This is a genomic window from Sphingomonas sp., assembly GCF_036269755.1.
In the GTDB taxonomy this organism is placed as follows: domain Bacteria; phylum Pseudomonadota; class Alphaproteobacteria; order Sphingomonadales; family Sphingomonadaceae; genus Sphingomonas.
This window is the reverse complement of the sequence record NZ_DATBDV010000019.1, coordinates 36,008-60,344: the sequence shown is the minus strand read 5'-3', so window position 1 is coordinate 60,344 and position 24,337 is coordinate 36,008. Positions and strand designations below refer to the sequence as shown.

The window sequence follows — 24,337 nt, the reverse complement described above, 5'->3', positions numbered from 1 at the left end:
GGGGTGGCGCCCCAATGGCCGTTCAGCCCGCGCGCTTCAAGGCCCAGCCGATCGTTTCGCCGCCTGCGGTCGCTTGACCGCTCACCACCAATTGCTGGGACGAGACCGGCCGCCCATCGGGGTCGATCCACAAGCTCTCCTCGATCGCCAGTGCACCGCCGCGACAACGGAATTGCCACAGCTTTCCCGAGGGGAGACGCAAGAGTGCCGCCATGCCGTCGGCGGTCGGCGCGGCTTCGACGCCAGCGCCGAGGTGGAAGCGGATCGCAAAGCCGGTGGACTCGGCTTTGCGCTTGCGGCCGGCCGGCAACAGCATGTCGTCGCCGCGCAGCTCGCGGCCATCGGCGGCAAGGATCAGCTGGCGGCGATGCAAGAAGCCGAAGCGCCTGGCGTAACCGTCATGGCTCGCTTCGATCCGGCTGCCGCCGCTGGTTTCCTGGCGCGCTTGCTCGACTTCGGCGACGCCCCGGCCGAGGCTGCCGTCGGAGTGAATCGCGGTCGAATTGCTGTCGCCCACCACCAGGGTAGAATGCGCCGCGGTTGTGCGCAGGCCGTCGGCGAGGCCTTGCGGGATCTGCGCGATGGCCGCGCGCGCACCGCCGCAATTCACCACCAGCCGCTCGGCGCCGTCGGACATTTCGAACGCGAGGGTCGATGCGCAGCCGCCCGCCGCAAGCCGCGCGATCGGCGGCGGCGCGGCATCCATGATCACCACGGCCTCGCCTTGGGCGAGCCGTTGATAGCCCCAGTCGCGGCCTTGCCGGAGCGGTCGCGCGCGCACGCCGGTCGCGGCGACCACCTCGTCGATCCGCGCGCCACGCACCGGCCCGCCACCCTGCCAGCTCGACAGGCCGTGGTCGGCATGACACACGCCCTGCAACGCCGGCACCATCCGGCCGAGTGCCGCGGCGAGCGCGGCCGGTGGCCCGAGCCGCCGCGCGGCATAGACCTCGCGCAGCATCGACAGCAGCATGATCGCGTCGAGCTGGATCGCGGGCGATCGCGTCGCGACGCCGCCATCCTCGAGCACGGCGCCCTCGATCGCCCTGGTCAAACCGTCCTCGCCGATCTGCCGTCGTGGATCGCCGCCGGGGATCAGCAGCCCCGCCGCGATGACGCCGCACCAAGCAGCGATCCGCGCCACGCCGGCGGGTGCCTTGTCGGCGGTGCGGTCGAGGTGCCGCGCCCCGCGCGCAAGCGTGTTGAGCACCTTGCTGCGATAGATCAGGTCGCCCGACGACAGGATCAGCGGCGCATGCGCGGTCCAGTGGAGGATTCGCCTTCCCCACATTTCGGCGCTCCACGCCGGTTCGCCGACCTTCTCGGCATGCGCGCCGAGCCACGCGCGCATCAGTTCCTCGGCGACCGGCACGCCGATCGCGCGGGTCGCGACGGTCGACAGATCGCGTAGCCATGCGAAGCTGTGGAGATACTCGCCGAACGGTGCGCCCCAGCCCGGCTTGGTGAAATCCAGGTCGACGATCGCGATGCTTTCGCCGCGAAAGCTGACTCGCCCCTCGAGCAGCGCATTGCCGCGGTGCGGATCACCGATGAACGGATCCTCCGGCACCGCGATCAGCTTTAGCGGGTGGCGACCACGCAGCCGGAACGCATGGAGCGGGGTGCGCCACGCGAGCCGCCGGAAGCGCTCGGACACGCGCTCGGCAAGCGAAAGCCCGGCGTTGCCGCCGTGGCGGATCAGCCTCTTGCCTTCCTCGATCCCGTCAGAGGGCGTGTCGTCTTCGCTCACCCGCCCCTCAACGCACGAATGTTCGCCGCGTATGCGTCAGGGCCGCCTTTGAAGGTTGCGGTGCCGGCAACCAGTGCGTCGGCGCCGGCGGCGATAGCGCGCCGCGCGGTATCGCGGTCGATGCCGCCATCGACCTCAAGGTCAACTTCAACCCCTTGCTTGTCGATCATCGTCCGCACCGCTGCGATCTTGCGCAGGGCCGATTCGATGAAGCTTTGCCCGCCGAACCCCGGATTGACGCTCATGATGAGGACGAGGTCTGCCTCCTCAAGAAGGTAATCGAGCGCCTTGGCCGGGGTCTGCGGCGTGAGCACGACCCCTGCGCGCTTGCCGAGACTGCGGATGTGGCGAAGGCTGCGGTGCGTGTGCGGCCCGGCCTCGACATGGATCGAGATCGTATCGGCGCCCGCTTCGGCGAAGGCGTCGAGATAGGGATCGACCGGCGCAATCATCAGGTGGACGTCGAGCGGCTTGGCGGTGTGCGGGCGGATCGCCTTCACCACCGCCGGGCCGATCGTGATGTTGGGGACGAAATGCCCGTCCATCACGTCGACATGGATCCAGTCGGCCCCGGCGGCGTCGATCGCGCGGACTTCCTCGCGCAGTTTGGCGAAATCGGCGCTCAGGATCGACGGCGCGATGCGGACGGGCTTGGCCATCCTCGCCTCCTATCCGGCGCGCACGAATCGGGCAATGAAGAAGCCGTCGCAGCCGCCTTGAGCTTCGAGCGCACCCGGCAAAATTCGGACCCAGCCTTCGGGTGCGGGCACGATCCCGTGGGGGAGTTCGTCGTGCTGCACCGGGTCGACCGCGAAGTCGCGATTGGCGGCGAGGAAGGCGGTGGCCTGATCCTCGCCTTCGGCACGCTCTAATGAACAAGTCGCATAGACCAGCCTTCCGCCTTTCCTGAGCCAGCCTGCGGCGTGCGCGAGCAAGTGGCGCTGCAGGTCGGCCATCTGGTCGATCAGCGCGGGATGGACTCGGTGAATGACGTCGGGGTGGCGGCGGAAGATACCCGTCGCGCTGCACGGCGCGTCGAGCAAAACCGCCTCGACCGGCGTGGGCGGGCTCCAGCGTGTCGCGTCGGCGGCAACGATCTCGGCGGCAAGGTCGGTGCGGTCGAGATTGGCGCCAAGTCGCGCGAGACGACTTTCGGCGAGGTCGATGGCGGTCACGTCCCAGCTGGCGGCGGCGAGCTGCATCGTCTTGCCGCCGGGCGCGGCACAGGCGTCGATCGCCCGCCCCTTGCCCAGGCCCAGCAACCGAGCGGGGAGCGAGGCGGCGAGATCCTGTACCCACCACGCCCCCTCGTCATAGCCGGGCAGGTCAGGGATCGCGGTGCCGCGCGGCAGGCGCCGGTGGCCAGCGAGCAACTCGAGTCCTTCGGGACCGTGGGCGCCGCGCAAGGTCAGATCGAGCGGCGGCGGGGTCGCCATCGCCCGGCGCGCCGCCTCGACCATGTCGTCGCCCCATTGCGCCGACCAGCGCGCGGCAGTGGCGGCGGGCAAAGCAGGCGGATCGGGCAGCGTCACGCCGCGCCGGCTGAGCGTGCCGAACACCCCATGGACCAGCTTGCGCGGGCCGCCATCGACCAGCGGGAGCACCGTCGCGATCGCCGCGTGCGACGGGGTGCCGAGCGCGAGCATCTGCGCCAGCGCGATCCGCAGCGCGAACCGCGCCTTGGCGTCGTCCGGCAACGGCCGCTGGGTTGCCGAATCGATCAGCGCGTCGAGATCGGGCAGGTGGCGAAGCACTTCCGCGGCAATCGCGCGGGCGAGCGCCCGGTCATTGTCGGCGCGGATGCTCGCCAACGCCCTGCCGCCCGCCTGATCGAGCGTCTCGCCCCGGCGCAGCACCGCGTCGAGCAAGCGTAATGCCGCTTGGCGCGCAGCGACGCCGGGCGGCAGCCCGCCGCTCTGGGGCCGGTTCATGGTTGAAGACCGGTCATTGCCGGCCCATGTGGCGGGTTGCAGCGTCCGCCGCAACGCCGCGTTGCCCTAAGGATCGCCATGCCTCGCCCGCCGAACGTCAAGCCACCCGCTTATCTGACCCCGAGCCCGCCGGTGCCCGAGCCGGAAAAGATCGAAACGCCGACCGACGATCCGCTGGGCGACGACCCGACGCGCTATGGCGACTGGACGTTGAAGGGGATCGCGGTCGATTTCTAGGCGATGGCGGCGCGTAACGTTGCGCGCAGGCCACCTTGCTTCGAATCGTACTCGACCGCGCCGCGCAGGCTTTTCGCCATCGCCCCGATCAATCGGCTACCGAGTCCCGAGCCCTGCGTGCGCGGCGTAGGACCGAGGCCTACGCCATCGTCCTCGACCGCGAGCAAGAACGAGTCGCCGCCGTCGCGGGTCAGCAATACGCGAACCTCGCCCGGGCTGGTCGGACCATAGGCGTATTTGAAGGCGTTCGAGACGAGCTCGTTGACGATCACCCCCAACGACACCGCCCGGTCGACGGGCAGCCGGATCGGCTCGGCCTCGAGCTTCAGCACGCGCTTGGGTTTCTCGCTCGCCCAAGCGCCGCCGAGCTCGTCGACCAACGCCTGGAGATAATCCTTCATGTCCACGCCCTCGGCATCGTCGGTCGCGTAGAGGCTGCGATGGACTTGCGCGATCGCGTCGATGCGGCGTTCGGTGTCGGCCAGCGCCTGGCGCGCGCCGGCATCGGCCAGCGACTTCGCCTGGAGCCGGACCATTGCGGTGACCAGCTGGAGCGAGTTGGCGACTCGATGATTGACCTCACGCAGAAGCGCCTCGAGCCGCGCGTTCGACGCGCGCAACTGATCCTCGGCGAGCGCCTTGTCGCGTTCGAGCGCGGCACGCTCGCGGACATGGTCGAGCGCCGCCGACAGCAAGTCGAAGAAGTCATCGCCGACCGACTTGACGACGTAATCGACCGCGCCCGCGCGCAAGGCCGCGACGGCGATCCGCCCTTCGTCGGTACCCGTCACATAGACGATCGCGGGCGGCGCCGGCAGCGCGCGAAGCTGTTCGAGCGTCGCCAGCCCATCCATCCCGGGCATGTAATGGTCGACCGTGGCCAGATCGTACTGCTTCGCCGCCGCCATCGCGACGCCTTCCGCCCCGCTCGCCGCGCATTCGACCTCGAACCCGCGGCGGGTGAGCGCGCGCGTCGCCAACCGGCGAAGCCCGTCGTCGTCGTCGATGAACAGCAAGCGTCGGATCGACTGGGGCATCAGCCGGCGTCCACCTCCGGCACCTGGATCACCGAGAGGAACAGCCCGAGCTGGCGGATCGCTTGCGCGAAGCTTTCGTAATTGACCGGCTTGGTGATGTAGACGTTGCAGCCGAGATCGTAGCAGCGCTGGATTTCAACCTTGTCGTCGGTGGTGGTGAGGACGACGACCGGCGTGCGCTTCAAGGGGCTGTCCTCGGCCTTGATCTTGGTGAGGATGTCGGTCCCCGACATGTCCGGCAGGTTGAGGTCGAGCAGCACCAGCGCGGGGCCGTTGAGCGCCGGGCCATCCTGGTGGTGGAACAGATAATGGAGCGCGGTCGTGCCGTCGGTGAAATGGCTGATGTCGTTCAGGATGCCCGCGCGGCGGATATTCTTTTCGATGAGGCGGGCATGCCCCTCATCATCCTCGATCATGACGATCGAAACGCTGCGATGGTCGTTCATGCTGGGGATCCCGTTCAGAAGGCGCCGCGGGGAGCGAGACGCGGAAAACACTACCTTCGCCCAATTTGGACGCAAGTTCGATCGTGCCGCCGAGCCGGTAGGCCAGCGTCCGGACGTGCGCGAGGCCGATACCCTCGCCCGGCTGATCCTGCGTGCCCGATCGGCGGAACAGGTCGAATACCCGCGCATGATCGTGCTCGGCGATGCCGCGCCCGTTGTCGGCGACTTCGACGATCCGGCGCGGCCCCTCGCCATGCGCGCGAATCACCACGCGGCCGGGGCGATCGGGCGACAGATATTTGACGGCATTCTCGACCAGATTGGACAGGATCTGCTCGATCGCCACCCGGTCGGTGGTGAGCGACGGCATCGGCCGCTCGACGACGATCTCGGCTCCGCGATCGTCGGCAATGTGGCGTAGCGAGTCGCTGATTCCCTGGGCGACCGCGGCGAGGCCGAGCGGTTCGGGCGCGAGCGTCCGCCGCCCCTCGCGCGACAGCCGCAGGATCGCGTTGATCAGCCGATCCATCTTCTGCGTCGAGCTGCGGATGAAGCCGATCGCTTCGGGCAGATCCTCTTTCGCCGCGAGCCGCGCCTCGTCGGTGACGATGTCGGGCGCCGTCTCATCGGCGCGATCGACCAGCTCGGCGAGCGACACGCGTGCGGCGTCGAGCTCGGCGGTGAAGCCCATCACGTTGACCAGCGGCGAGCGCAGATCGTGGCTGACGATATAGGCGAAGCGCTGGATTTCCTCATTGGCGCGCGTCAGATCGGCGGTGCGTTCGGCGACCGCACCTTCGAGGTCGGTGTTGAGCAATTGCAGCCGGTCGCGCGCCGCGCCGAGGTCGCGGGTATAGCGAAGCACCGTCGCCAGCGAGGCGATCGCGACCAGCAGCACCAGCATGGCTGCGGCGATCAGCAGGATGTAAAAGGTGCGCAGGCTGTCGCGCTGCGCCGCGTCGCGCTGTGCGAGCAAATGGCGTTCCTCGCTCGCCATCGACGCCAGCACGTATCGGATCGCTCGCATCGGCCGCGACGTGGTTTCGGAGACGAACGCCGCGGCCGCGTCCTCGCGATAGCCCGCCATCATCGTCGCAATCGTCGCATCGCGACGCGCGGTCAGATCGGCGAGGCGGCGACGCAGATCGGCGATCCGCGCGATCTGACGCGGATTATCCTTGGTCAGTTCGGCGAGCGCGTTGACGGCGGTGTCGATCTTCGCCGCAGTCAGCTGCGAATCGCGGAGGTAGACCGGCAGGCCCGTCAACAGATAGCCGCGCCGCGTCGTTTCGGTTTGTTCGATCACCGCGCGGACTTGCTCGATCGCCAGCTCGACTTCGTAGGTATGGTTGACTCGCTCGGTGTGGTCGGCACCGCGCACCGAAATCCAGACCCCGGCGATCGCCGCGAGCGCGAGCGCGCCGAACCCGGCCACCATCGCACTGACAAGGAAGCGCCGAGCGAGTCCTTCGGATACGCCCGCGCGTCGGGTTACGCTTAACATCGGCCCCGCGCTTACCACATGCGAAACGAAACGCCAGCAGCGCCAGCTTGAGCGACATCAACGGCTTAGAGCAGCAATCCTTGAAGGTTCGGCCGCCCGACCGCGCCGCCGCCGCGCCGCCGCGCCAGTTCGGTCTCGGCGGTGAAGCGCACATCGGGGTCGCGATCGGTCAGGAATCCGGCCAGGCTGTCTTCGGCGATCTCCCGCCAGTCCTTGCCGCGATCGGGGCCGTAGCGGACGCGCGGCAGCAGCCCGGGCTGGTTCGACCATTCGATCAGCTGCGCGAGCGACGCTTCGTTGAGCATGTCGCGCAAATGGAACGCGGTCACGTAAGCGTCGGGAAACGCGCGGTGCGCCGGGAGGCCGCGCTCGTGCTCCAGCCCCTCGGGCTTGCGCCAGTAGCGGAGCACCTGGTTCGAGAAACTGGGGCTGTCGGGCCACAGCCTGAGCGCGCATTTCCAGGTGCAGATCCACTGCGCGCCGTGCGTCATGTTGGGCGTGCAGAACTTCATCTCGAAGTCGGCGCGGTGCGCCGCCAGCGCGAGACGGCGCGGATAGGGGTCGAGCACCGGCCGCGCGGCGTCGAACCACAGCGGCGCGTCGGCGACCTGCTCGTCGAGGATGTGGTGGATCGCCTGCGTGACGGGGGGGATCGGCCGACCGGGGTTGATCAGCCGGCTCCCGCCCTCGCCGTACAAGTTCCAGTGCCCGTCCTTGCCCAGCGCAACGTCCTGCCAGCCAACCTCGCACACACCATGCGCGCCGGGCGTTTCGCCGGTGGTTTCGAGGTCGATGACGCGGATGATGGAAGGGGCGGAGGCCATCGCGACTAAATGGGCGCTCGCCCCTCAAAAAGCCACTAGTGGGCGGCTTGCGGGCCCCGCGCGAGACCCGATGCCGCGAGTTGCGCGTCGATCTGCGCGAGCAGGCGGTCGAGCGCGGGCTGGTCCTTCGCTTCGGCACGCGCGACCAGCACGTCCTGCGTGTTCGACGCGCGGAGCAGCCACCAGCCATCGGGCGTGTTGACGCGTGCGCCGTCAGTGCGGTCGACCGTCGCGCCTTCGGTCTCGAGCCGGTCGAGCACTTCGTCGATCACCGCGAATTTGCGGCTCTCATCGACCTGGAATCGCATTTCGGGCGTGTTGACCATCACCGGCATCGCGTCCTTGATCTCGGTCATCGACTTGCCGATCATGTGGACTGCGCGGATCAGCCGCACGGCGGCATATTGCGCGTCGTCGAAGCCGTAAAAATCGTGCGCGAAGAAGATGTGGCCGGACATCTCGCCCGCGAGCGGCGCGCCGGTTTCCTTCATCTTGGTCTTGATCAGGCTATGCCCGGTCTTCCACATCAGCGGCTCGCCGCCCAGTTCGGCGATCCGGTCGTAGAGCGCCTGGCTCGCCTTGACGTCGCCGATGATGGTGGCGCCGGGCAGTTCCCGGAGCACCGGTTCCGCCAGAATGGACAGGATTTGATCGCCCCAGATCACGCGCCCCTCGCCATCGATCGCGCCGATCCGGTCGCCGTCGCCGTCAAAAGCCAGTCCGAAATCGAGCTTCTTCTCCGCGACGAGCGTTTTCAGATACGCGAGGTTCTTTTCCTCGGTCGGATCGGGATGATGGTTGGGAAAATTGCCGTCCACGTCGGTGAACAACAGGTGATGCTCACCCGGCAGCAGCTTGGTGAGCTTCTCGATCACCGGGCCCGCCGCGCCATTGCCCGCGTCCCAGCCGATCCGGTACGCGCCGCCGGCATAGCCCGCCATCAGGCGCCCGACGTAATTGTCGACGACGTCGGCGTCGGTGACTTCGCCCCGGCCCTCCTCCCAGTCGCCATCCGCCGCCATCTGGCCGAGCTTTTGGATGTCTTCGCCAAAGAACGGCTTGTGCTGCAGCACCATCTTGAAGCCGTTATACTCGGCGGGGTTATGGCTGCCGGTTATCTGGATGCCGCCATCCACCTCGAGCTCGGCCTCGGCATAATATAGTTGCGGGGTCGGGCCCATCCCGGTGCGCACGACATCGACGCCCGCCGCGACCAGCCCGGCGACCAATTGCTCTTCCATAGCTTCCGACGTGGTGCGTCCGTCGCGCCCTACGGCGACGCGCGTGCCGCCGGCGCGCCGTACCACGGTGCCGAAGCTTCGCCCGATCGCTCGGGCATCGTCGGTCGACAGCGTTTTGCCGACGACGCCGCGGATATCGTATTCGCGCAGGGAGGATGGATCGAAACGGTGCGACATTCTGTTTCCTGAAATGAGAGACTGCCCGTCCAACCGGCAGGCCAAGCGAAAGTTCAATCGGTTCGCTTGAGCAACGTGTCGCGCGCCGCATTGACTCGCTGCGCAAGCTCGGCGGACCCGCCGTGATCGGGATGCACGGCTTGCAGCAAGCGGCGGTGCGCGGCGCGGATCTCGGCATCGCTGGCGCGGGCATCTACGCCCAGGGTCGCCAGCGCGCTCGCGTGGTCGCCTGAGGGCATCGGTTCCGAGGCAGGCGCGCCCGGCCGGCGGCCGCTGGTGTGGACTCGCTTCGGCCCCTGCCACAGCCACCAGCCGAGCCAGGCGACGGCGAGCGCGGCGAGCAGCTTGATCATCATGCGAAAGCCATCATGCGAATAGGGGAAGCGCGGGCTCGGGCAGCGCGAGCGCGGCCATCATCTCGCGCAATTCCTGTCGTGCGGCGACATGGCTCAGCCCCATTTCCCCAAACTCGCGGCTGTCGATCATCGTCAGCCCCTTGGGGAACAGCTCGCGATAGATCACGCGTTCGCCGAGACCGGGGATGATGCGAAAGCCCACGCGTTTCGCCAATTGCTGGAGCGCTTCGGACACGCGGCGCATGTTGCGCGCCTCGATATGCTGGAGGCGGTTGCGCAGCACCACCCAGTCGATCGTCGCGCCGTCGGCCTTGGCGCGCGCCTTGCGCGCGTCCCAGATCAGTTCGGAATAGAAGCTCGGCCGCGTGACCTGGAACGTGTCGGGATGGACCTGGCCGATCAGGTCGAAGTCGACGAAGCTGTCGTTCATCGGCGTGACCAGCGTATCGGCAAGCGTCGCCGCCCGCCGCGCGATCGGATCGTCGCGGCCGGGCGTATCGACGATCAGGTAATCGGCATCCGCCGTCAGCCGTTCGACCGCCGCATCGAACGCCTCGACACTTTGGTCGTTGAGCGTTTCGTAGACCGGCATCGGCAAGTCGCGGCCGGTCGTCCGAATCGTCGCTTGGCGGTTGTCGAGATAGCGCCCCAGCGTGCGCTGGCGATGATCGAGGTCGAGCGCCGCGACGTTGCTGCCGCGCGCGGCGAGCGCGATCGCGACATGGACCGCGGTGGTCGATTTGCCGGTGCCGCCCTTTTCGTTGGCGAAAACGATGATGTGCGTATTGGCGTGCCCCGCCACGTACCTGACCTTGTTGCCTGAAACCTTGCCTCGCCTTTACAGGCGAAACGCCAACTGTCGAAGGGGCAAATGCCGTGCTGACCGTCCATCATCTGCCCGAACTGAGACGCGCGGTCGCCGATTTGCGCAGCGGCGGCTCGCGGGTCGCGCTGGTGCCGACGATGGGCGCGCTCCATGCGGGGCATATGGCGCTGGTCGACGCGGCGCGGGCGACGGGCGCGAAGGTGGTCGCGTCGATCTTCGTCAACCCGAAGCAGTTCGGCCCCAACGAAGACCTCGCGCGCTATCCGCGGCCCGCCGAGGCCGATACCGCGCTGCTGACCAGGCACGGTTGCGACTTGCTATGGATGCCCGGCATCGACGAGATGTACCCGGCAGGATTCGCGACCAACGTTTCCGTGTCGGGCGTGAGCGAGGGATTGGATGGCGGGGCGCGACCCGGCCATTTCGACGGCGTCGCGACGGTAGTGAGCAAGTTGTTCAACCAAGTCCGGCCAGATGCCGCGTTCTTTGGCGAGAAGGATTTCCAGCAGCTGGCGGTGATCCGGCGGACGGTGGCCGATCTCGACTTCGGGATCGAGATCGTCGGCGTGCCGACAGTGCGCGAGGCCGACGGTTTGGCGCTGTCCTCGCGCAATGCCTACCTTTCCCCTGACGAGCGCAAGCACGCGTCGGCGCTGCCGGGCGCGCTTCGCGAGGCCAAGCGGGCGATCGAGGCGGGCGAGCAAGGTGCGACCGCTGCCGCCATGGCGTCGCTCGTCGCGGCCGGATTTGTCACCGACTATATCGAGCTTGTCGACGCCGCCACCTTGGGCGCGCCGCAGCCGGGGCAGCCGCGCCGCCTGCTCGCCGCGGCCCGCATCGGCACCACGCGGCTGATCGACAACTTACCCGTGGCGCCTGAATTCATGGTTAAATCGCGTTAACCATTTGTTGACCCCTGCCGTCCCAGTGTGAGCCGGCCAAAAGACAAAAGGGGTTGGCGAGATGGGCAGCAGCCTGAAGAGTGCGCAGTTTCTGATCGAGAGCCGGTTGCGTGACGCGATGCGCGGCGACCCGGACGCCTATTACGAGCTCGGCATGGTCTATTCGACCGGTAGTGCGGGCGCCGATGTCGACCTGATCGAGGCGCACAAATGGTTCAACCTGGCGGCGGTGCGCGGCCACGAAGCGGCGCAATATTGCCGCGCCGAAGTGGCGGACGAAATGACTGCGCGCGAGATCGCGACTGCCCAGGCCGCGGCGCGTGCTTTCCTCAACGAGACGGGGCGCCGCGCCGCCTGATCACTTCTTGGCCGTCGCCTTCTTCTTCGGTGCCGCCTTCTTTTTCGCTGGGGCCTTGCGCTTGCCCTTGGCGGGTGCCGCTGCGGCGCGCGCATCGATCAGTTGCGCGGCTTCCTCGAGCGTCAGCTGATCCTTGTCGATCGACTTGGGCAAGGTCGCGTTGGTCGTGCCGTCGGTGACGTACGCGCCGTAGCGCCCCTCCATCAGCTTGATCTCGGCCTCGCTGCGCGGATGCACGCCGAGCACCTTGAGCGGCGCCTGCGACCCACGCGCAGGGCGCCCACCATTGGCGGCGGCCTCCGCCAGCTTGACCACCGCAGCGTTCATGCCGGTCTCGAAGACTTCAGTGGTCGATTGCAGCCGCGCATATTTGCCGTCGTGCGCGAGATATGGCCCATAACGGCCGATCGACGCGGTGATCGGCTTGCCCGTCTCGGGATGCGTGCCGATTTCGCGCGGCAGGCTTAGCAGCTTGAGCGCCCATTCCAGATCGAGCTCGGGAATGTCCTTGGGGATCGAGGCGCGCTTGGCGTCCTTGCCCTCGCCCAACTGGATGTACGGCCCGAACCGGCCCGCCTTGCGCTCAACCTCGAGCCCCGTCTCCGGATCCTTGCCGAGCCCTTCGGGACCACTATCGCCGCCCTCCGCCGCGCCACCCTGCGCGAAGCGGCGGGTGTATTTGCACTCGGGATAGTTCGAGCAAGCGATGAAGGCGCCGAACCGTCCGCCGCGCAGCGAGAGCTGACCCTGCCCGCAATTGGGGCACAGCCGCGGATCGCCGCCATCGGCCTTGTCGGGAAACAGGTACGGCGCGAGAAACTGGTCGAGCGCTTGCGTCACCTCGGATGGCTTGAACTCCATCACTTCGGATGTGCGCGGCTTGAAGTCGCGCCAGAATGATTCGAGCACCTTTTGCCACTGCGCGCGGCCGCCCGAAATCTCGTCGAGCTCGTCCTCTAGTCCCGCAGTGTAATCGTAGCTGACGTATTTCTCGAAGAATCGTTCGAGAAATGCGGTGACGAGACGGCCCGATTCCTCGGCGAAAAAGCGGTTCTTCTCGACGCGGACGTAGTTGCGGTCCTTGAGCACCTGGATCGTCGACGCATAGGTCGAGGGCCGGCCAATGCCGAGCTCTTCAAGTCGCTTGACGAGGCTCGCTTCGGAAAAGCGTGGCGGCGGCTGGGTGAAATGTTGTTCCGCGGTCACCTCGCGCTTGGCCGGCACGTCGCCGTCGCGCAGCCGCGGGAGACGGCGCGACTCTTCGTCCCCTTCGTCGTCGCGGCCTTCTTCATAGAGCGCGAGATAGCCGGGGAAGATCACGACCTGACCCGTAGCGCGCAGGCCATTCCGGCCGGTGCCGTCGGCGAGGTCGATCGTCGTGCGCTCCATCTGCGCCGACGCCATCTGGCTTGCCATCGCGCGTTTCCAGACCAGCTCGTAGAGGCGGGCATGGTCACCGGAGCCTGCGCGATCCCTGGTGAAATCGGTCGGGCGGATCGCTTCGTGCGCTTCCTGCGCGTTCTTGGCCTTGGTCTGGTACATCCGCGGCTTGTCGGGGACGTAGTTCGCCGCATAACGATCGGTGATCGCCTTGCGCGCCGCCGAGATCGCCGACCCGTCCATCTGGACGCCGTCGGTGCGCATGTAGGTGATCGCGCCGTCTTCGTAGAGACCCTGCGCGATTCGCATCGTGTGGCTGGCGGCGAAGCCGAGCTTGCGTGCCGCTTCCTGCTGCAAGGTCGAGGTGGTGAAGGGCGGCGGCGGATTGCGCGTCGCGGGCTTGGTCTCGACCGACTGGACGGTGAAGCGGCCGTTCTCGACATCGGCCTTCGCCTTGAGCGCATCGCCTTCCTGGCCAATCGACAGGCGGTCGAGCTTGTCGCCGTTCCACTTGACGAGGCGCGCGGCGAACGGCGTGCCGTCCTGTTCGAGCGTGGCGGCGACTGACCAATATTCCTGCGCGGTGAACGCTTCGATCTCGCGCTCGCGATCGACGATCAGCCGCAGCGCGACCGACTGGACTCGCCCCGCCGACTTGGCGCCGGGGAGCTTGCGCCACAGCACCGGCGAGAGCGTGAACCCTACGAGATAATCGAGCGCTCTACGCGCGCGATAGGCGTCGATCAGATCCTCGTCGAGCTCGCGCGGATGCTTCATCGCCTCGGTCACCGTCGCCTTGGTGATCGCATTGAACGTGACTCGCCCGACTTCCTTCGGGAGTGCCTTGCGGTTCCTCAGCACTTCCTGGACGTGCCACGAAATCGCCTCGCCCTCGCGATCGGGGTCGGTCGCGAGGATCAGCCGATCGGCCTTCTTGGCCTCGTCAGTGATCGCCTTGAGCTGCTTGGCCTTGTCGGCGTAATTTTCCCAATCCATCGCGAAGCCGGCGTCGGGATCGACCGATCCGTCCTTGGGCGGCAGATCGCGGACATGGCCGTAGCTCGCAAGAACGCGATAGTCCGATCCCAGGTATTTCTCGATGGTCTTCGCCTTGGCCGGCGATTCGACGATGACTAATTGCATTGGATTTCGCGAAAGCCCCTCACGTGTACGCGTGTAAGGTGGGGAGGCTCGAAGCCGCGCGTCAATCCCCCGGCCGCAACGAGCGCCACGCGACGAAGAAAGCGATGCCGAGCAGGAGGTCGCCGCAGGTCGGGACGAAGGTGCTGGTCGCGGTGCGCCCTATCGCCCAAAGGATCGCGGTCGGAACCCAGAAGCTCAGCTTGGCGACCACCGCGATCGGCATCAGCGCGCGATACCGTCGCGGATCGCCGCCGATCAGCCAGTAGATCAGCTGGAACGACAGCGCCGCGCCGATAAAGCCATAGAAATATTCGGGTGCCGGCAAGCGCGGCGCGGGCGCGGCAACGCGACGTTCGAGGAAATAGACCGGCAGCAGCAGGATGACGCCGTAGATCGCCGCGCCGCGGAACAGCCAAGACGCAGCCTTTTCCGTCACGTCCTGCCTCCCGCGGTGATCGACGCGACGGCTATATCGGTTCAATCGTCCTGCTGCCAGTTGCCCGACGGCAGCACGCACTTGCCACCGTCGTACCGGCCGACGGTGCGGATCACCTCGGCCGGGGTGGGCTCGATGCGGCGCCCCGTAATCTGGCTGTCGAGCACGCGGCGCACCAGCGCATCGAGCTTGGTCACCAGATAGCAGTCGATCGCCGGCTTGTTGTGCGGCAGGCCGACGCCGCTGTCATCGGTCAGGAACAGATAGCGCGACTGGGTGGCTGCCGCCATCGCACGCATCACGAACTCGGCTTCCTTGGCGACGCCCGAGGCGGCGACGGGTACGATCTGGATTCGCTTGGCGCGCGCGATCTCGGCGGCGGTCCAGCTCGCGCCGATCCGATCGTCGTGCGGCGGCGCGTCGGCCACCCACAGCATCGATTTGACCGCGTCGGGCCGCCATTGGAAATCGTTGACCGCACGGTTCATCGCTTGGTCGACGGCCTCGGGATAATCGCCTCCGCCAGCGGCATATTGACGGGCGAGTATCGCCTGCGTCTGGTCGATATCGCCCGTGAACTGCACGCTTCGGGTGACATAATCGTCGCCGACGTCGCGGTAGAAGACCAGCCCGACGCGGATGTCCAGCGTCGGGTGCGAGCGCCGTATCGCGGACAGGATCGAACGCAGCTCCGCCTGCAGGTAACCGAGTTCGTCGCCCATGCTGCCGGTGGTGTCGACGACGAGCATCAGGTCGAACTTTGACACCGCGCGCGCCGAACCGGCGGCGGTGATCGAGACGCGTTGCCCGCCGGGCGCGCTCGGGATCGAGACCGTACGATCGTCCGCTATCGGTCGGCCGTCGGACCGGACCGACAGTCGCACCGAATCGCCGAGCCGATCGAGGCCGGGAAAGAATATGGCGGTACCGTCGGCCAGCGTCCGCAACGTCAGGCTGTTGCCGTCGGCGCAGGTCAGCACCACGTCGGTGAGCGGCATCGGCTGGCCCGCCGGATCGGTCACCGCAACGGTCAGTGCGCGTGCCGTATCGACGAGCGGCAAGGTCTGCCAGCGCTGGCCGAGATCGGAGCGGCGGACGTAGCTCGCATAGAGTTCGGGGTTGAGCAGGTCGTCATGCTCGCCCGCGGTGAGCAGCCCGGCTTGCGGCTGAATAGATCCGTCGCGCGACGGCGGGGGCGGGGCCATCGCTGTCGGTGGCGGAGGCGCCGTCGCTGACGGAGGTGGCGGCTCCATTGCCATTGCCGGAGGCGAAACGGGCGCTGGCGTCGCTGCCGGACCGCGGCTGGATTTGCCGTCTCCAACACGCGATCCGGTTACTACGAGATCGCTACTCGACACGGCCTCAGCAGGAGGAGGCGGTGGCGGCGGGGGCGGGGGTGGGGGTGGGGGTAATGCTTCGGCAATTGCGCCGGTAACGCTAACCCTGTCGTTGTCCTGTTGCTGTTGGTTTCGTTCGGGCGGCAACGAGGCAAGCGCCGGCGCGCGGCGGCACAGCCCGGTCGTCGATGCCAGCCGGGCCTTTGCGCCTTGTTGAAAAGCTGGTTGAGCCACCGCCATGGTCGCGATCGTTCCGATGGCTGCGATCGTCGCTATTCTGTGCACTGTCCCTCTCCCACCAAAGGTCACAATGTATCATTAGACGCGCTATGCAAGATTAACCTAGGCTGACGCGTGCGCCGGCGTGGCGCTCCAGCCGCCCCGCCAGCTCGAGTTCGAGCAAGACCGTCGCGACGATCGCGGACGACAGCCCAGACTGGCGGATCAGCTCGTCGATCGCGACCGGGACAGGGCCGAGCAGGCCGGCAATCGCGCGGCGATCGCCGTCGCCCGGGTCGACAGCGGGAGCGCCGGTAAAATCGGACGAAGGCGACCGCACCATCCGCGCGTCGATCGGGCGAATCGTTTCGAGGATGTCGGCCGCCGATTGCACCAGCGTGGCGCCCTCGCGAATCAGCAGATTGCAGCCCTGCGCGCGCGGATCGAGCGGGCTGCCGGGCACCGCCATGACGTCACGCCCCGCCTCGTTGGCCAGCCGCGCGGTGATCAGCGAGCCCGATTTGGGCGCGGCCTCGACGACCACGGTGCCCACTGCAAGTCCGGCGATGATTCGGTTGCGATGCGGGAAGTTGCGCGCGAGCGGCTCCATCCCCGGCGGCTGTTCGGCGATCAACAGGCCCTGCGTCGCGACTTGTTCCTGCAAGTCCTTGTTCTCGGGCGGGAAGGCGATGTCGATGCCGCTCGCGATCACCCCGATCGTGCCGGTGGCAAGCGATCCTTGATGCGCGGCGGTGTCGAGCCCGCGCGCCAGGCCGGACACGACCACCACGCCTTCGCGCCCCAGCTCGACCGCCAGCCCGCGCGCGAACCGGCAGGCCGCCGCCGAGGCATTGCGCGCGCCGACCATCGCGATCACGCTGCGGCGTGCGATCGTCAGGTCGCCGCGAACGGTCATCGCCGCCGGCGCATTGTCGAGCTCGCCGAGCAATGGCGGATAGTCCGGATCGTCGACGAACACGTGGCGCGCGCCGAGCTTGTGGACCGCCGCGATCTCGCGTTCGGCGACCGCCGCGTCGACGACTCTGGGTGCGCGCCCGCCGCCGCGTGCCGCGAGATCGGGCAGCGCCGCGATCGCTTCCGCCGCGCTGCCGAACCGCGCGATCAACTGGCGATAAGTGATCGGCCCGATCGTCGGCGTGCGGATCAGCCGCAGCCGAGCGACACCCGGATCGCTCAACCCTTCGCCCCGAAGCGCGGCTCGGTACCCTGAAGCAGGCGGTCGATATTGAGGCGGTGCTTCCATATCACCAGCAACGCCAGCGCGATGAACAGCAGGACGAGATCGAACCGGCCGAATACCGCAGCGGCGATCGGTGTGGAGATCGCGGCGATGATCCCGGCGACGGACGAGATTCGCAGCAACGCGAACAGCCCGAGCCAAACCGCGGCGAACGCCAGAGCGATCGGCCAGTGCAACGCCAGCGCGATGCCGAGCAACGTCGCGACACCTTTGCCGCCCTTGAACTTCAGCCAGACCGGATAAAGGTGGCCGAGGAACGCCGCCGCGGCGGCAGGGACCTCATGGCCGGGGAACAGCCAGGCAGCGATCAGCACCGCCGCCGCGCCTTTAGCCCCGTCGAGCACCAACGTCGCCGCGGCCAGCTCCTTGCGCCCGGTCCGAAGCACGTTGGTCGCGCCGATATTGCCCGATCCGACCGATCGCAGGTCGCCGGCGCCGAACGCGCGAGTCAGGATCACCCCGAACGGGATCGAACCGAGCAAATAGCCCAGCAGCATCGCCCCCGCCGGCGGCCCCCACAGATACTCGGTCGGCAGTGCCCCACCCTTTCCGGTCAGAACATAGTCGAAACAATGTCGTATCGCCAATGATCTTGATAAGGAGTGCGGCGCGGTTCACAGGCGCGCGGCATGGACGATCGGCCGATCCTGTTGTTCGACTCGGGCGTCGGGGGGCTGTCGGTGCTCGCCACGGTGCGAGAGCTGCTGCCGCAGGCGAGCCTGGTCTACGTCGCCGATTCGGCGGGCTTCCCCTATGGCACCAAGAGCGAGGCGGAGATCGCGGCGCGCGTGCCGGCTTTGCTTGGACGGCTCGCCGAACGCTACGACCCGCGATTGATCGTGATCGCGTGCAACACCGCGTCGACGATCGCGCTTGGCGCGGTGCGGGCGGCGCTCGATGTGCCGATCGTCGGGACGGTGCCGGCGATCAAGCCGGCGGCCGAGATCAGCGCGACTCGCGTGATCGGCGTGCTGGGGACCGATGCGACGGTGCGCCAGCCTTACGTCGCCGATCTCGCCGCGCGGTTCGCCAGCGATTGCACGGTGCTGCGCCACGGTTCGGCGGCACTGGTCGAACTTGCCGAGGCCAAATTGCGCGGCGAGCCTGCCGATCGCGATAGCTGTCGCGCGGCGCTGGCCGGGCTGTTCGACCAGCCAGGCGGCGACCGCATCGATGTGGTGGTCAACGCTTGCACGCATTTTCCGTTGATTGCCGACGAACTGGCGGCCGCGGCGCCGCATGCGGTGACGTTCGTCGATGGCGCGAACGGGATCGCGCGGCGAGTCGCGCATTTGACGGCGGGGCAGGATGGGCCGGCCAAGCCCAAACATCGCGCGGTGTTCACGCGACTCAGCGCCCCCGAACGCCGCCTCATGCGAGCATTGGCGCGCTACGGGATCGACCGGCTCGAGTCGCTTTAGCCGGCGACCGGCATATTCGCGCGCAGCCGTTGCGCATAACCGTCGGCCAGCGCGGTATGAACGCGCCGTGCGGCAGGGTCGTTCGATCGGTCGGCGGCGGTTCGCTCCTGCGACTCGCGCCGGCTGAAATAATCGTGGTCTTGGCCCGGCGGGCTGCTCTGGTCGGTCATCATCTGGCTCCGGCAAACACGCGGGAGCGATACTCTGCTCTCGGCCACATCAAGTGGCGACTCGGACCATAGCGACGATGAAGGCGGGCTTCATTTACCCAGAGCAAGGTCATGGATGCGCAATTTGCACGCATAAGTGATGGAAAAACGCCGAAGGGCGCGGTAACGGGCGATTCATGAGCGACCCCGCCACCGCGCGTCCCGTCGATTATTCGCGGGTCTTCAGCCAGGCGATCGACCGGCTGCATGCCGAGGGTCGATATCGCGTGTTCATCGATGTCCTTCGAAACAAGGGCGCGTATCCCAATGCGCGGTGCTTCGCCGGGCATAACGGGCCGCAGCCGATCACCGTATGGTGCTCGAACGATTATCTTTCGATGGGTCAGCACCCCAAGGTGATCGCGGCGATGGAGGAAGCGCTCCACGATGTCGGCGCCGGATCGGGCGGGACTCGCAACATCGGCGGCAACACGCATTACCATATCGACCTCGAAGCCGAACTCGCCGACCTGCACGGCAAAGAAGGCGCGCTGATCTTCACGTCGGGCTACGTCTCGAACGAAGCGACGCTGGCGACGCTCGGCAAGCTGCTCCCGGGCTGCGTGATCTTTTCCGACGAGCTCAACCACGCCTCGATGATCGCCGGCATCCGCAATTCGGGATGCGAGAAAAGGCTGTTCCGGCACAACGACCTCGCGCATCTCGAGGAACTGCTCGCCGCCGAGGATCCCGCGCTACCCAAGCTGATCGCGTTCGAGAGCGTCTATTCGATGGAGGGCGACATCGCCCCGGTCGGCGCGATCTGCGACCTCGCCGACCGATACAACGCCCTCACTTATCTGGACGAAGTTCACGCGGTGGGAATGTACGGTCCGCGCGGCGGCGGCATTTCGGAACGCGACGGCGTCGCCGACCGGTTGACGATCATCGAGGGCACGCTGGGCAAGGCGTTCGGCGTGATGGGCGGTTACATCGCCGCCGATCGCACGGTCATCGACGTGATCCGCAGCTATGCGCCGGGGTTCATCTTCACCACCTCGCTGTCGCCGGTGCTGGTCGCCGGGGTGCTGGCGTCGGTGCGCCACCTCAAGCAGTCGAACGTCGAGCGCGAGGGACAGCGAACCTCGGCCGCGATGCTCAAGGCGATGTTGAACGATGCCGGACTGCCGGTGATGCCGGGCGACACGCATATCGTGCCGCTGATGGTGGGCGACCCGGTCAAGGCCAAGAAGATCAGCGACATCCTGCTCAGCGAATACGGCGTGTACGTTCAGCCGATCAATTACCCGACCGTCCCGCGCGGCACCGAACGGTTGCGCTTCACCCCGGGGCCGACGCACGACGAGCGGATGATGCGCGAACTGACGCAGGCTTTGGTCGAGATCTGGGGCCGGCTGGAGCTGCGCAAAGCGGCCTGACCGACACCGAGCCATCGGGGGAAAGGATGGCGAGCTGGAGCAAGGGACGGGGACTGCTTGGGCCGCTCAAGCCGTTGCTTGGCGACTGGGCGACCGAACCGAGCGGCCAAGGCGCGACGCCCGCAGGTTCGATGCGGTGCACGCGCAGCTTTCGCGCATTCGGCAAGGGCTGGATCGAACTCGACGCGCGATGGACGATGGGCGCGCGTGGGACCTACCGTGAGATCGCACGTTCGGCGCGGCCGACGGCGGACTTGGCTGCTTCTCGTTCACCACTGACGGCAAGCGATCGCAGGGGCGATTGGCCGATGGATCGGATGTCCACCCGCAAGCCGTCGCGTTCGAGGCGCAGATGCCGGCGGGGCTCGCGCGGATGATCTACTGGCCCACCGAAGATGGCGCTCCGGGCTTCCACTTCGCCGTCGAGAGCAAGGTCAAGGTGGGGTGGAATCGCTTCCTGCGCCACACCTACCGGCCGGTTTAGGGCTTGCCAGCCATCTCACCGACATTGCCGGCGAATTCCTCGAAGTCCTTGGCCTCGCTGAAATCGCGATAGACGCTGGCGAAGCGGATATAGGCGACCGAATCCAAGCCCTTGAGCCCTTCCATCACCAGTTCGCCGATCCGCTTCGACGACACTTCGCCGTCGCCCGACGTTTCGAGCTGGCGCTGGATCCCCGACACCAGTTTCTCGATCCGCACCGGCTCGATCGGCCGCTTGCGCGTCGCGATCTCGATCGAGCGCAGCAGCTTGTCGCGCTCGAACGGTTCTTTCTTGTCCTCGCTCTTGAGCACCACGAGCTCGCGCAGCTGGATTCGCTCGAACGTGGTGAACCGCGCCGCGCACCCTTCGCATTGCCGCCGCCGGCGGATCGCGGCGCCGTCGTCGGTCGGCCGCGAATCCTTTACCTGGCTGTCGTCATGTCCGCAGAAAGGGCATCGCATCTTCGGGTCCGTATCCTAGTTCCGATCGAACACGGACCCTATCGAATCATGCCTTCTTGGCGAAGCGATTATACGCCATGATCCCGCCACCGATCACCGCGCCGGTCGCCATCGAGACCGGCAAGAGGATCGCGGCGACCGCGCCGACCGCGGCGGCGCCGGCGATCTTCTGCGCATCCTCGTTCTTCATGAGGTCGCGCGCGGCGGCTTCGGCCTCGGCGGCGCTGTTCATCACGAAGGTCTTGGCCGATTCGAACGTGTTCTCGCCGTCGCCCGCGACGAACGCGCCGCAGTTCGAGCAATATTTCGCGCCTTCGGCCAAAGCGGCGTCGCAATGCGGGCACATGCGGGTCAGATTCTCGGTCATCGCTACAGTCCTTGATAGATCGGGAATCGGTGACATAGTGCATTAACACGCTGCTGCACAGCATTTTCTACCTGTGCGACGCCCTGTTCACCATTTTTGGCGAGTCCGTCGAGGACGTCGGCGACCATATTGCCGATCTCGCGGAACTCGGCGGGGCCGAATCCGCGCGTAGTGCCGGCGGGCGATCCGACGCGGATTCCGCTGGTCTTGACCGGGGGCAGCGGGTCGTTGGGAATGCCGTTCTTGTTGCAGGTGATGCCCGCACGCTCGAGCGCTTCGTCGGCGTCCTTGCCGGTGACGCCGAGCGGACTGAGGTCGACCAAGGCGAGGTGGGTGTCGGTGCCGCCCGACACCAGGTTGCAGCCGCGTTCCTTGAGCGTCGCGGCAAGAACCTTGGCGTTCTCGACGACCGCGGCGATGTACGACTTGAAATCGGGCTGCAGCGCTTCGCCGAACGCGACCGCCTTGGCGGCGATGACGTGCATCAGCGGACCGCCCTGGAGGCCGGGAAACACCGCCGAGTTGATCTTCTTGGCGATCGCCTCGTCGTCGGTCATCACCATGCCGCCGCGCGGCCCGCGCAGCGTCTTGTGCGTGGTGGTGGTGACGACGTGCGCATGGCCGAACGGCGTCGGGTGCAATCCGCCGGCGACGATCCCGGCGAAATGCGCCATGTCGACCATGAAATACGCGCCGACCTCCTCGGCGATCGCGCGAAAGCGGGCGAAGTCGATGATCCGCGGATAGGCCGATCCGCCGGTGATGATCAGCTTGGGCCGGTGCTCCCTGGCGAGCCGCTCGACCTGATCGAAGTCGATCAGGTGCGTATCGGGATCGACGCCGTACGGCACCGCGTTGAACCACTTGCCCGACATCGCGGCCTTGGCTCCGTGCGTCAGGTGGCCGCCGGCATCGAGGCTGAGGCCCATGATCGTGTCGCCGGGCTTGGTCAGCGCGAGCATCACCGCGCCGTTGGCTTGCGCGCCCGAATGTGGCTGGACGTTGGCGAACCCGCACCCGAACAATTGTTTGGCGCGGTCGATCGCGAGTTGCTCGACCTCGTCCGACGGGTGACAGCCCTGATAGTAGCGCTTCCCCGGATACCCTTCCGCGTATTTATTGGTGAACACCGATCCTTGCGCTTCGAGCACCGCCTTCGACACGATATTCTCGCTCGCGATCAGTTCGATCTGGTCGCGCTCGCGCTTCAATTCGTGCTCGACCCCCGCGAAGACCGCCGGATCGGCATCGGCGAGGCCGCGCGTGAAGAAGCCGCTGGGCTGGACATCGTGAAGTGCTGGATTGGTGCTCATGGCTGGGCTTTCATTGGCTGGCCGAGCTTGTCGACCCGATGCTGGTGGCGACCGCCCGCGAATTCGGCGGACAGGAAGGCGTCGAGGCAAGCCTTGGCCATTTCCTGGCCGATCAGCCGCGCGCCCATCGCGATGGCGTTCGCGTCGTTGTGCGTGCGGGCGAGGCGCGCCGACAGCGGTTCGGAAACGAGCGCGCAGCGGCAGCCGGGGTTGCGGTTGGCGGCGATCGAGATCCCGACCCCCGATCCGCACAACGCGACCCCGCGCTCTGCGCTGCCGCTCGCGACCGCTTCGGCCAGCTTGTAACCGTAATCGGGATAATCGACGCTCGCGGTGTCGAACGGGCCGAGATCGTCGACATCATGCCCATGCTCACCCAGCCACGCGACGAGCGTCGCCTTCAACTCGACGGCGGCGTGATCGGACGCGATGGCGATGCGCATGGACGGGGCGCGGGTCCTTTGGGCTTTGCGGGTCGCCCTGCCCTTACCGGGCGCGAGGCGGTTACGCCACCCCGGCGCGGGGCTTTATTCGCAACCATCCGCGGGCGCGCACCGCCGCGACATGGCGCGCGCTGACCGAAAGTCGCGACCCCTCGGTCGTCACCAGCCGCCATGATCGTCCCTCGCGCACCGCACCGTCGATCGCCGCTGCGGCCACCCAGGCACCACGATGGATTTGCTGGCCGTCGACCGCGGCGAGTTCGGCGAGCAGGTCGCCGAACCGCGCGAGCACGAGCAGGCTGCGCCCGCCTGCCAGATGGACTCGGCAATAATGATCCTCTGCGGTCACCGCCTGGACCTCGGCCGGGCCGCGCACGCCGGCGCGCGACAGGACGCCATCGACGATAGGTGGGACCGGAGCGGATTGCGGGCGGCGGGCGACGAACAACACCGCGAACAAGGTCAGGCTGATCGCGCCCGCTTCGATCCAGGTGCGCGTGGGGTCGATCGTCGCGGCGACGCCGAACAACCGCAGGGCGAGCGGGATCTCGAGCGGCAACGACAGGTTGACCACGACCGCACCGATCGCGCTGGCCCGCCCCCAATCTTTGGGCGTGCGGACCGTCCAGGCGAACCAGCCCAGCCATTTGATCACGTTCCAGCCGATCAGCACGCTCCAGAAGCCGAAACGCTGTCCGACCGGCATCGCGATCGTGCCGAACGCCCCCATGATCGTCGCGAGCACGATCGCCGCCGTGCCGCCGACCGACAGCATCGCGAGCCCGGGAAGCGATTTAGCGCGATTGGCGAATTTTCGCGCGGCGTTGGCGAAGCGGCGGTTGCGCCGCGACGCGCGAATCTGCTGGTCGGGGGAAAGCGTCGCCATCGGGTCCGA

At 67.2% G+C, this 24,337-nt stretch carries 27 protein-coding genes; 6 read left to right on the top strand and 21 right to left on the bottom strand.

Annotated elements, in window-relative coordinates:
* Positions 1-22: 22 nt before the first annotated feature.
* Genes VH326_RS12450 through VH326_RS12440 form a run of 3 tightly spaced genes read right to left on the bottom strand, consistent with a single transcriptional unit; the run spans position 23 to position 3,681 of the window.
* Complete coding sequence (locus tag VH326_RS12450) at positions 23-1,750, bottom strand: heparinase II/III family protein (protein ID WP_329632154.1); 1,728 nt, start codon at positions 1,748-1,750, stop codon at positions 23-25.
* A complete protein-coding gene (rpe, locus tag VH326_RS12445) occupies positions 1,747-2,409 on the bottom strand; it encodes a ribulose-phosphate 3-epimerase (RefSeq protein ID WP_329632153.1) in 663 nt (220 codons plus the stop codon). The genes VH326_RS12450 and rpe overlap by 4 nt, the downstream gene beginning before the upstream one ends.
* 9 nt (positions 2,410-2,418) lie before the next feature.
* The gene (locus VH326_RS12440; RefSeq protein ID WP_329632152.1) at positions 2,419-3,681 is read right to left on the bottom strand and encodes an RsmB/NOP family class I SAM-dependent RNA methyltransferase; all 1,263 of its coding nucleotides are present in this window, start codon (positions 3,679-3,681) and stop codon (positions 2,419-2,421) included.
* Positions 3,682-3,759: 78 nt separating this feature from the next.
* Between VH326_RS12440 and VH326_RS12435 the strand changes: the two genes are divergently transcribed.
* Positions 3,760-3,918, top strand: coding sequence for a DUF1674 domain-containing protein (locus tag VH326_RS12435; RefSeq protein ID WP_329632151.1), 159 nt, complete (start codon positions 3,760-3,762; stop codon positions 3,916-3,918).
* Here VH326_RS12435 and VH326_RS12430 read toward each other — a convergent pair.
* The 7 genes from VH326_RS12430 to VH326_RS12400 form a co-directional block, all read right to left on the bottom strand.
* Complete coding sequence (locus VH326_RS12430; protein WP_329632150.1) at positions 3,915-4,955, bottom strand: sensor histidine kinase; 1,041 nt, start codon at positions 4,953-4,955, stop codon at positions 3,915-3,917. The two genes, VH326_RS12435 and VH326_RS12430, sit on opposite strands and share 4 nt — an antisense overlap.
* Positions 4,955-5,401: a response regulator gene (locus VH326_RS12425; protein ID WP_329632149.1), complete on the bottom strand. Its 447-nt coding sequence runs from the start codon at positions 5,399-5,401 to the stop codon at positions 4,955-4,957. Before VH326_RS12425 ends, VH326_RS12430 begins: the two co-directional genes overlap by 1 nt.
* Entirely contained in the window at positions 5,358-6,839 is a 1,482-nt protein-coding gene (locus VH326_RS12420) for a sensor histidine kinase (protein WP_329632148.1), read from the bottom strand. Before VH326_RS12420 ends, VH326_RS12425 begins: the two co-directional genes overlap by 44 nt.
* 131 nt (positions 6,840-6,970) lie before the next feature.
* The gene (locus tag VH326_RS12415; protein ID WP_329632147.1) at positions 6,971-7,729 is read right to left on the bottom strand and encodes a 3'-5' exonuclease; all 759 of its coding nucleotides are present in this window, start codon (positions 7,727-7,729) and stop codon (positions 6,971-6,973) included.
* Positions 7,730-7,764: 35 nt separating this feature from the next.
* Complete coding sequence (pgmG, locus tag VH326_RS12410; RefSeq protein ID WP_329632146.1) at positions 7,765-9,147, bottom strand: phosphoglucomutase/phosphomannomutase PgmG; 1,383 nt, start codon at positions 9,145-9,147, stop codon at positions 7,765-7,767.
* Positions 9,148-9,200: 53 nt separating this feature from the next.
* On the bottom strand, positions 9,201-9,503 hold the full coding sequence (locus tag VH326_RS12405; protein WP_329632145.1) for a J domain-containing protein: 303 nt from the start codon (positions 9,501-9,503) through the stop codon (positions 9,201-9,203).
* A gap of 10 nt (positions 9,504-9,513) precedes the next feature.
* On the bottom strand, positions 9,514-10,305 hold the full coding sequence (locus VH326_RS12400; RefSeq protein WP_329632144.1) for a division plane positioning ATPase MipZ: 792 nt from the start codon (positions 10,303-10,305) through the stop codon (positions 9,514-9,516).
* Positions 10,306-10,379: 74 nt separating this feature from the next.
* On the opposite strand from VH326_RS12400, the gene panC reads away from it, so the two are divergent.
* Together panC and VH326_RS12390 are read left to right on the top strand one after the other, a co-directional pair.
* The gene (gene panC, locus VH326_RS12395) at positions 10,380-11,231 is read left to right on the top strand and encodes a pantoate--beta-alanine ligase (protein ID WP_329632143.1); all 852 of its coding nucleotides are present in this window, start codon (positions 10,380-10,382) and stop codon (positions 11,229-11,231) included.
* 61 nt (positions 11,232-11,292) lie between these two features.
* Positions 11,293-11,589 carry a hypothetical protein gene (locus VH326_RS12390; RefSeq protein ID WP_329632142.1) on the top strand — a complete coding sequence of 99 codons (297 nt, stop codon included), beginning with the start codon at positions 11,293-11,295 and terminating at the stop codon, positions 11,587-11,589.
* Here the strand turns inward: VH326_RS12390 and topA are convergent, their stop codons facing one another.
* From topA to plsY, 5 genes are all read right to left on the bottom strand, one after another.
* On the bottom strand, positions 11,590-14,112 hold the full coding sequence (gene topA, locus VH326_RS12385; protein WP_329632141.1) for a type I DNA topoisomerase: 2,523 nt from the start codon (positions 14,110-14,112) through the stop codon (positions 11,590-11,592). It lies immediately after the preceding gene.
* A gap of 61 nt (positions 14,113-14,173) precedes the next feature.
* Complete coding sequence (locus VH326_RS12380) at positions 14,174-14,548, bottom strand: hypothetical protein (RefSeq protein WP_329632140.1); 375 nt, start codon at positions 14,546-14,548, stop codon at positions 14,174-14,176.
* Between the two features lie 41 nt (positions 14,549-14,589).
* Positions 14,590-15,753 carry a vWA domain-containing protein gene (locus tag VH326_RS12375; protein WP_329632139.1) on the bottom strand — a complete coding sequence of 388 codons (1,164 nt, stop codon included), beginning with the start codon at positions 15,751-15,753 and terminating at the stop codon, positions 14,590-14,592.
* Positions 15,754-16,222: 469 nt separating this feature from the next.
* Positions 16,223-17,302 (bottom strand): DNA-processing protein DprA, encoded by a 1,080-nt coding sequence (dprA, locus tag VH326_RS12370; protein ID WP_329632138.1) that lies wholly within the window; start codon positions 17,300-17,302, stop codon positions 16,223-16,225.
* Entirely contained in the window at positions 17,299-17,862 is a 564-nt protein-coding gene (gene plsY, locus VH326_RS12365; protein ID WP_329632230.1) for a glycerol-3-phosphate 1-O-acyltransferase PlsY, read from the bottom strand. The genes dprA and plsY overlap by 4 nt, the downstream gene beginning before the upstream one ends.
* Before the next feature lie 132 nt (positions 17,863-17,994).
* Here plsY and murI point away from each other — a divergent pair, with 132 nt between their 5' ends.
* Positions 17,995-18,786: a glutamate racemase gene (gene murI, locus VH326_RS12360; protein WP_329632137.1), complete on the top strand. Its 792-nt coding sequence runs from the start codon at positions 17,995-17,997 to the stop codon at positions 18,784-18,786.
* Here the strand turns inward: murI and VH326_RS12355 are convergent.
* Positions 18,783-18,956, bottom strand: a complete 174-nt coding sequence (locus VH326_RS12355; protein WP_329632136.1) for a hypothetical protein — start codon at positions 18,954-18,956, stop codon at positions 18,783-18,785. The genes murI and VH326_RS12355 overlap by 4 nt on opposite strands.
* Before the next feature lie 176 nt (positions 18,957-19,132).
* Here VH326_RS12355 and hemA point away from each other — a divergent pair, with 176 nt between their 5' ends.
* Entirely contained in the window at positions 19,133-20,374 is a 1,242-nt protein-coding gene (hemA, locus tag VH326_RS12350) for a 5-aminolevulinate synthase (protein WP_329632135.1), read from the top strand.
* A 301-nt stretch (positions 20,375-20,675) separates the two neighbouring features.
* Positions 20,676-20,858, top strand: coding sequence for a hypothetical protein (locus VH326_RS12345; RefSeq protein ID WP_329632134.1), 183 nt, complete (start codon positions 20,676-20,678; stop codon positions 20,856-20,858).
* On the opposite strand, the gene nrdR is transcribed toward VH326_RS12345, so the two are convergent.
* The 5 genes from nrdR to VH326_RS12320 form a co-directional block, all read right to left on the bottom strand.
* The gene (nrdR, locus tag VH326_RS12340) at positions 20,855-21,319 is read right to left on the bottom strand and encodes a transcriptional regulator NrdR (RefSeq protein WP_329632133.1); all 465 of its coding nucleotides are present in this window, start codon (positions 21,317-21,319) and stop codon (positions 20,855-20,857) included. The genes VH326_RS12345 and nrdR overlap by 4 nt on opposite strands.
* Positions 21,320-21,365: 46 nt before the next feature.
* Entirely contained in the window at positions 21,366-21,686 is a 321-nt protein-coding gene (locus VH326_RS12335) for a zinc ribbon domain-containing protein (protein ID WP_329632132.1), read from the bottom strand.
* A 2-nt stretch (positions 21,687-21,688) separates the two neighbouring features.
* The gene (glyA, locus tag VH326_RS12330) at positions 21,689-22,999 is read right to left on the bottom strand and encodes a serine hydroxymethyltransferase (RefSeq protein WP_329632131.1); all 1,311 of its coding nucleotides are present in this window, start codon (positions 22,997-22,999) and stop codon (positions 21,689-21,691) included.
* Positions 22,996-23,442: a ribose 5-phosphate isomerase B gene (gene rpiB, locus VH326_RS12325; protein WP_329632130.1), complete on the bottom strand. Its 447-nt coding sequence runs from the start codon at positions 23,440-23,442 to the stop codon at positions 22,996-22,998. The genes glyA and rpiB overlap by 4 nt, the downstream gene beginning before the upstream one ends.
* 61 nt (positions 23,443-23,503) lie before the next feature.
* A complete protein-coding gene (locus tag VH326_RS12320; protein WP_329632129.1) occupies positions 23,504-24,328 on the bottom strand; it encodes a LytTR family DNA-binding domain-containing protein in 825 nt (274 codons plus the stop codon).
* Between the last annotated feature and the right edge of the window lie 9 nt (positions 24,329-24,337).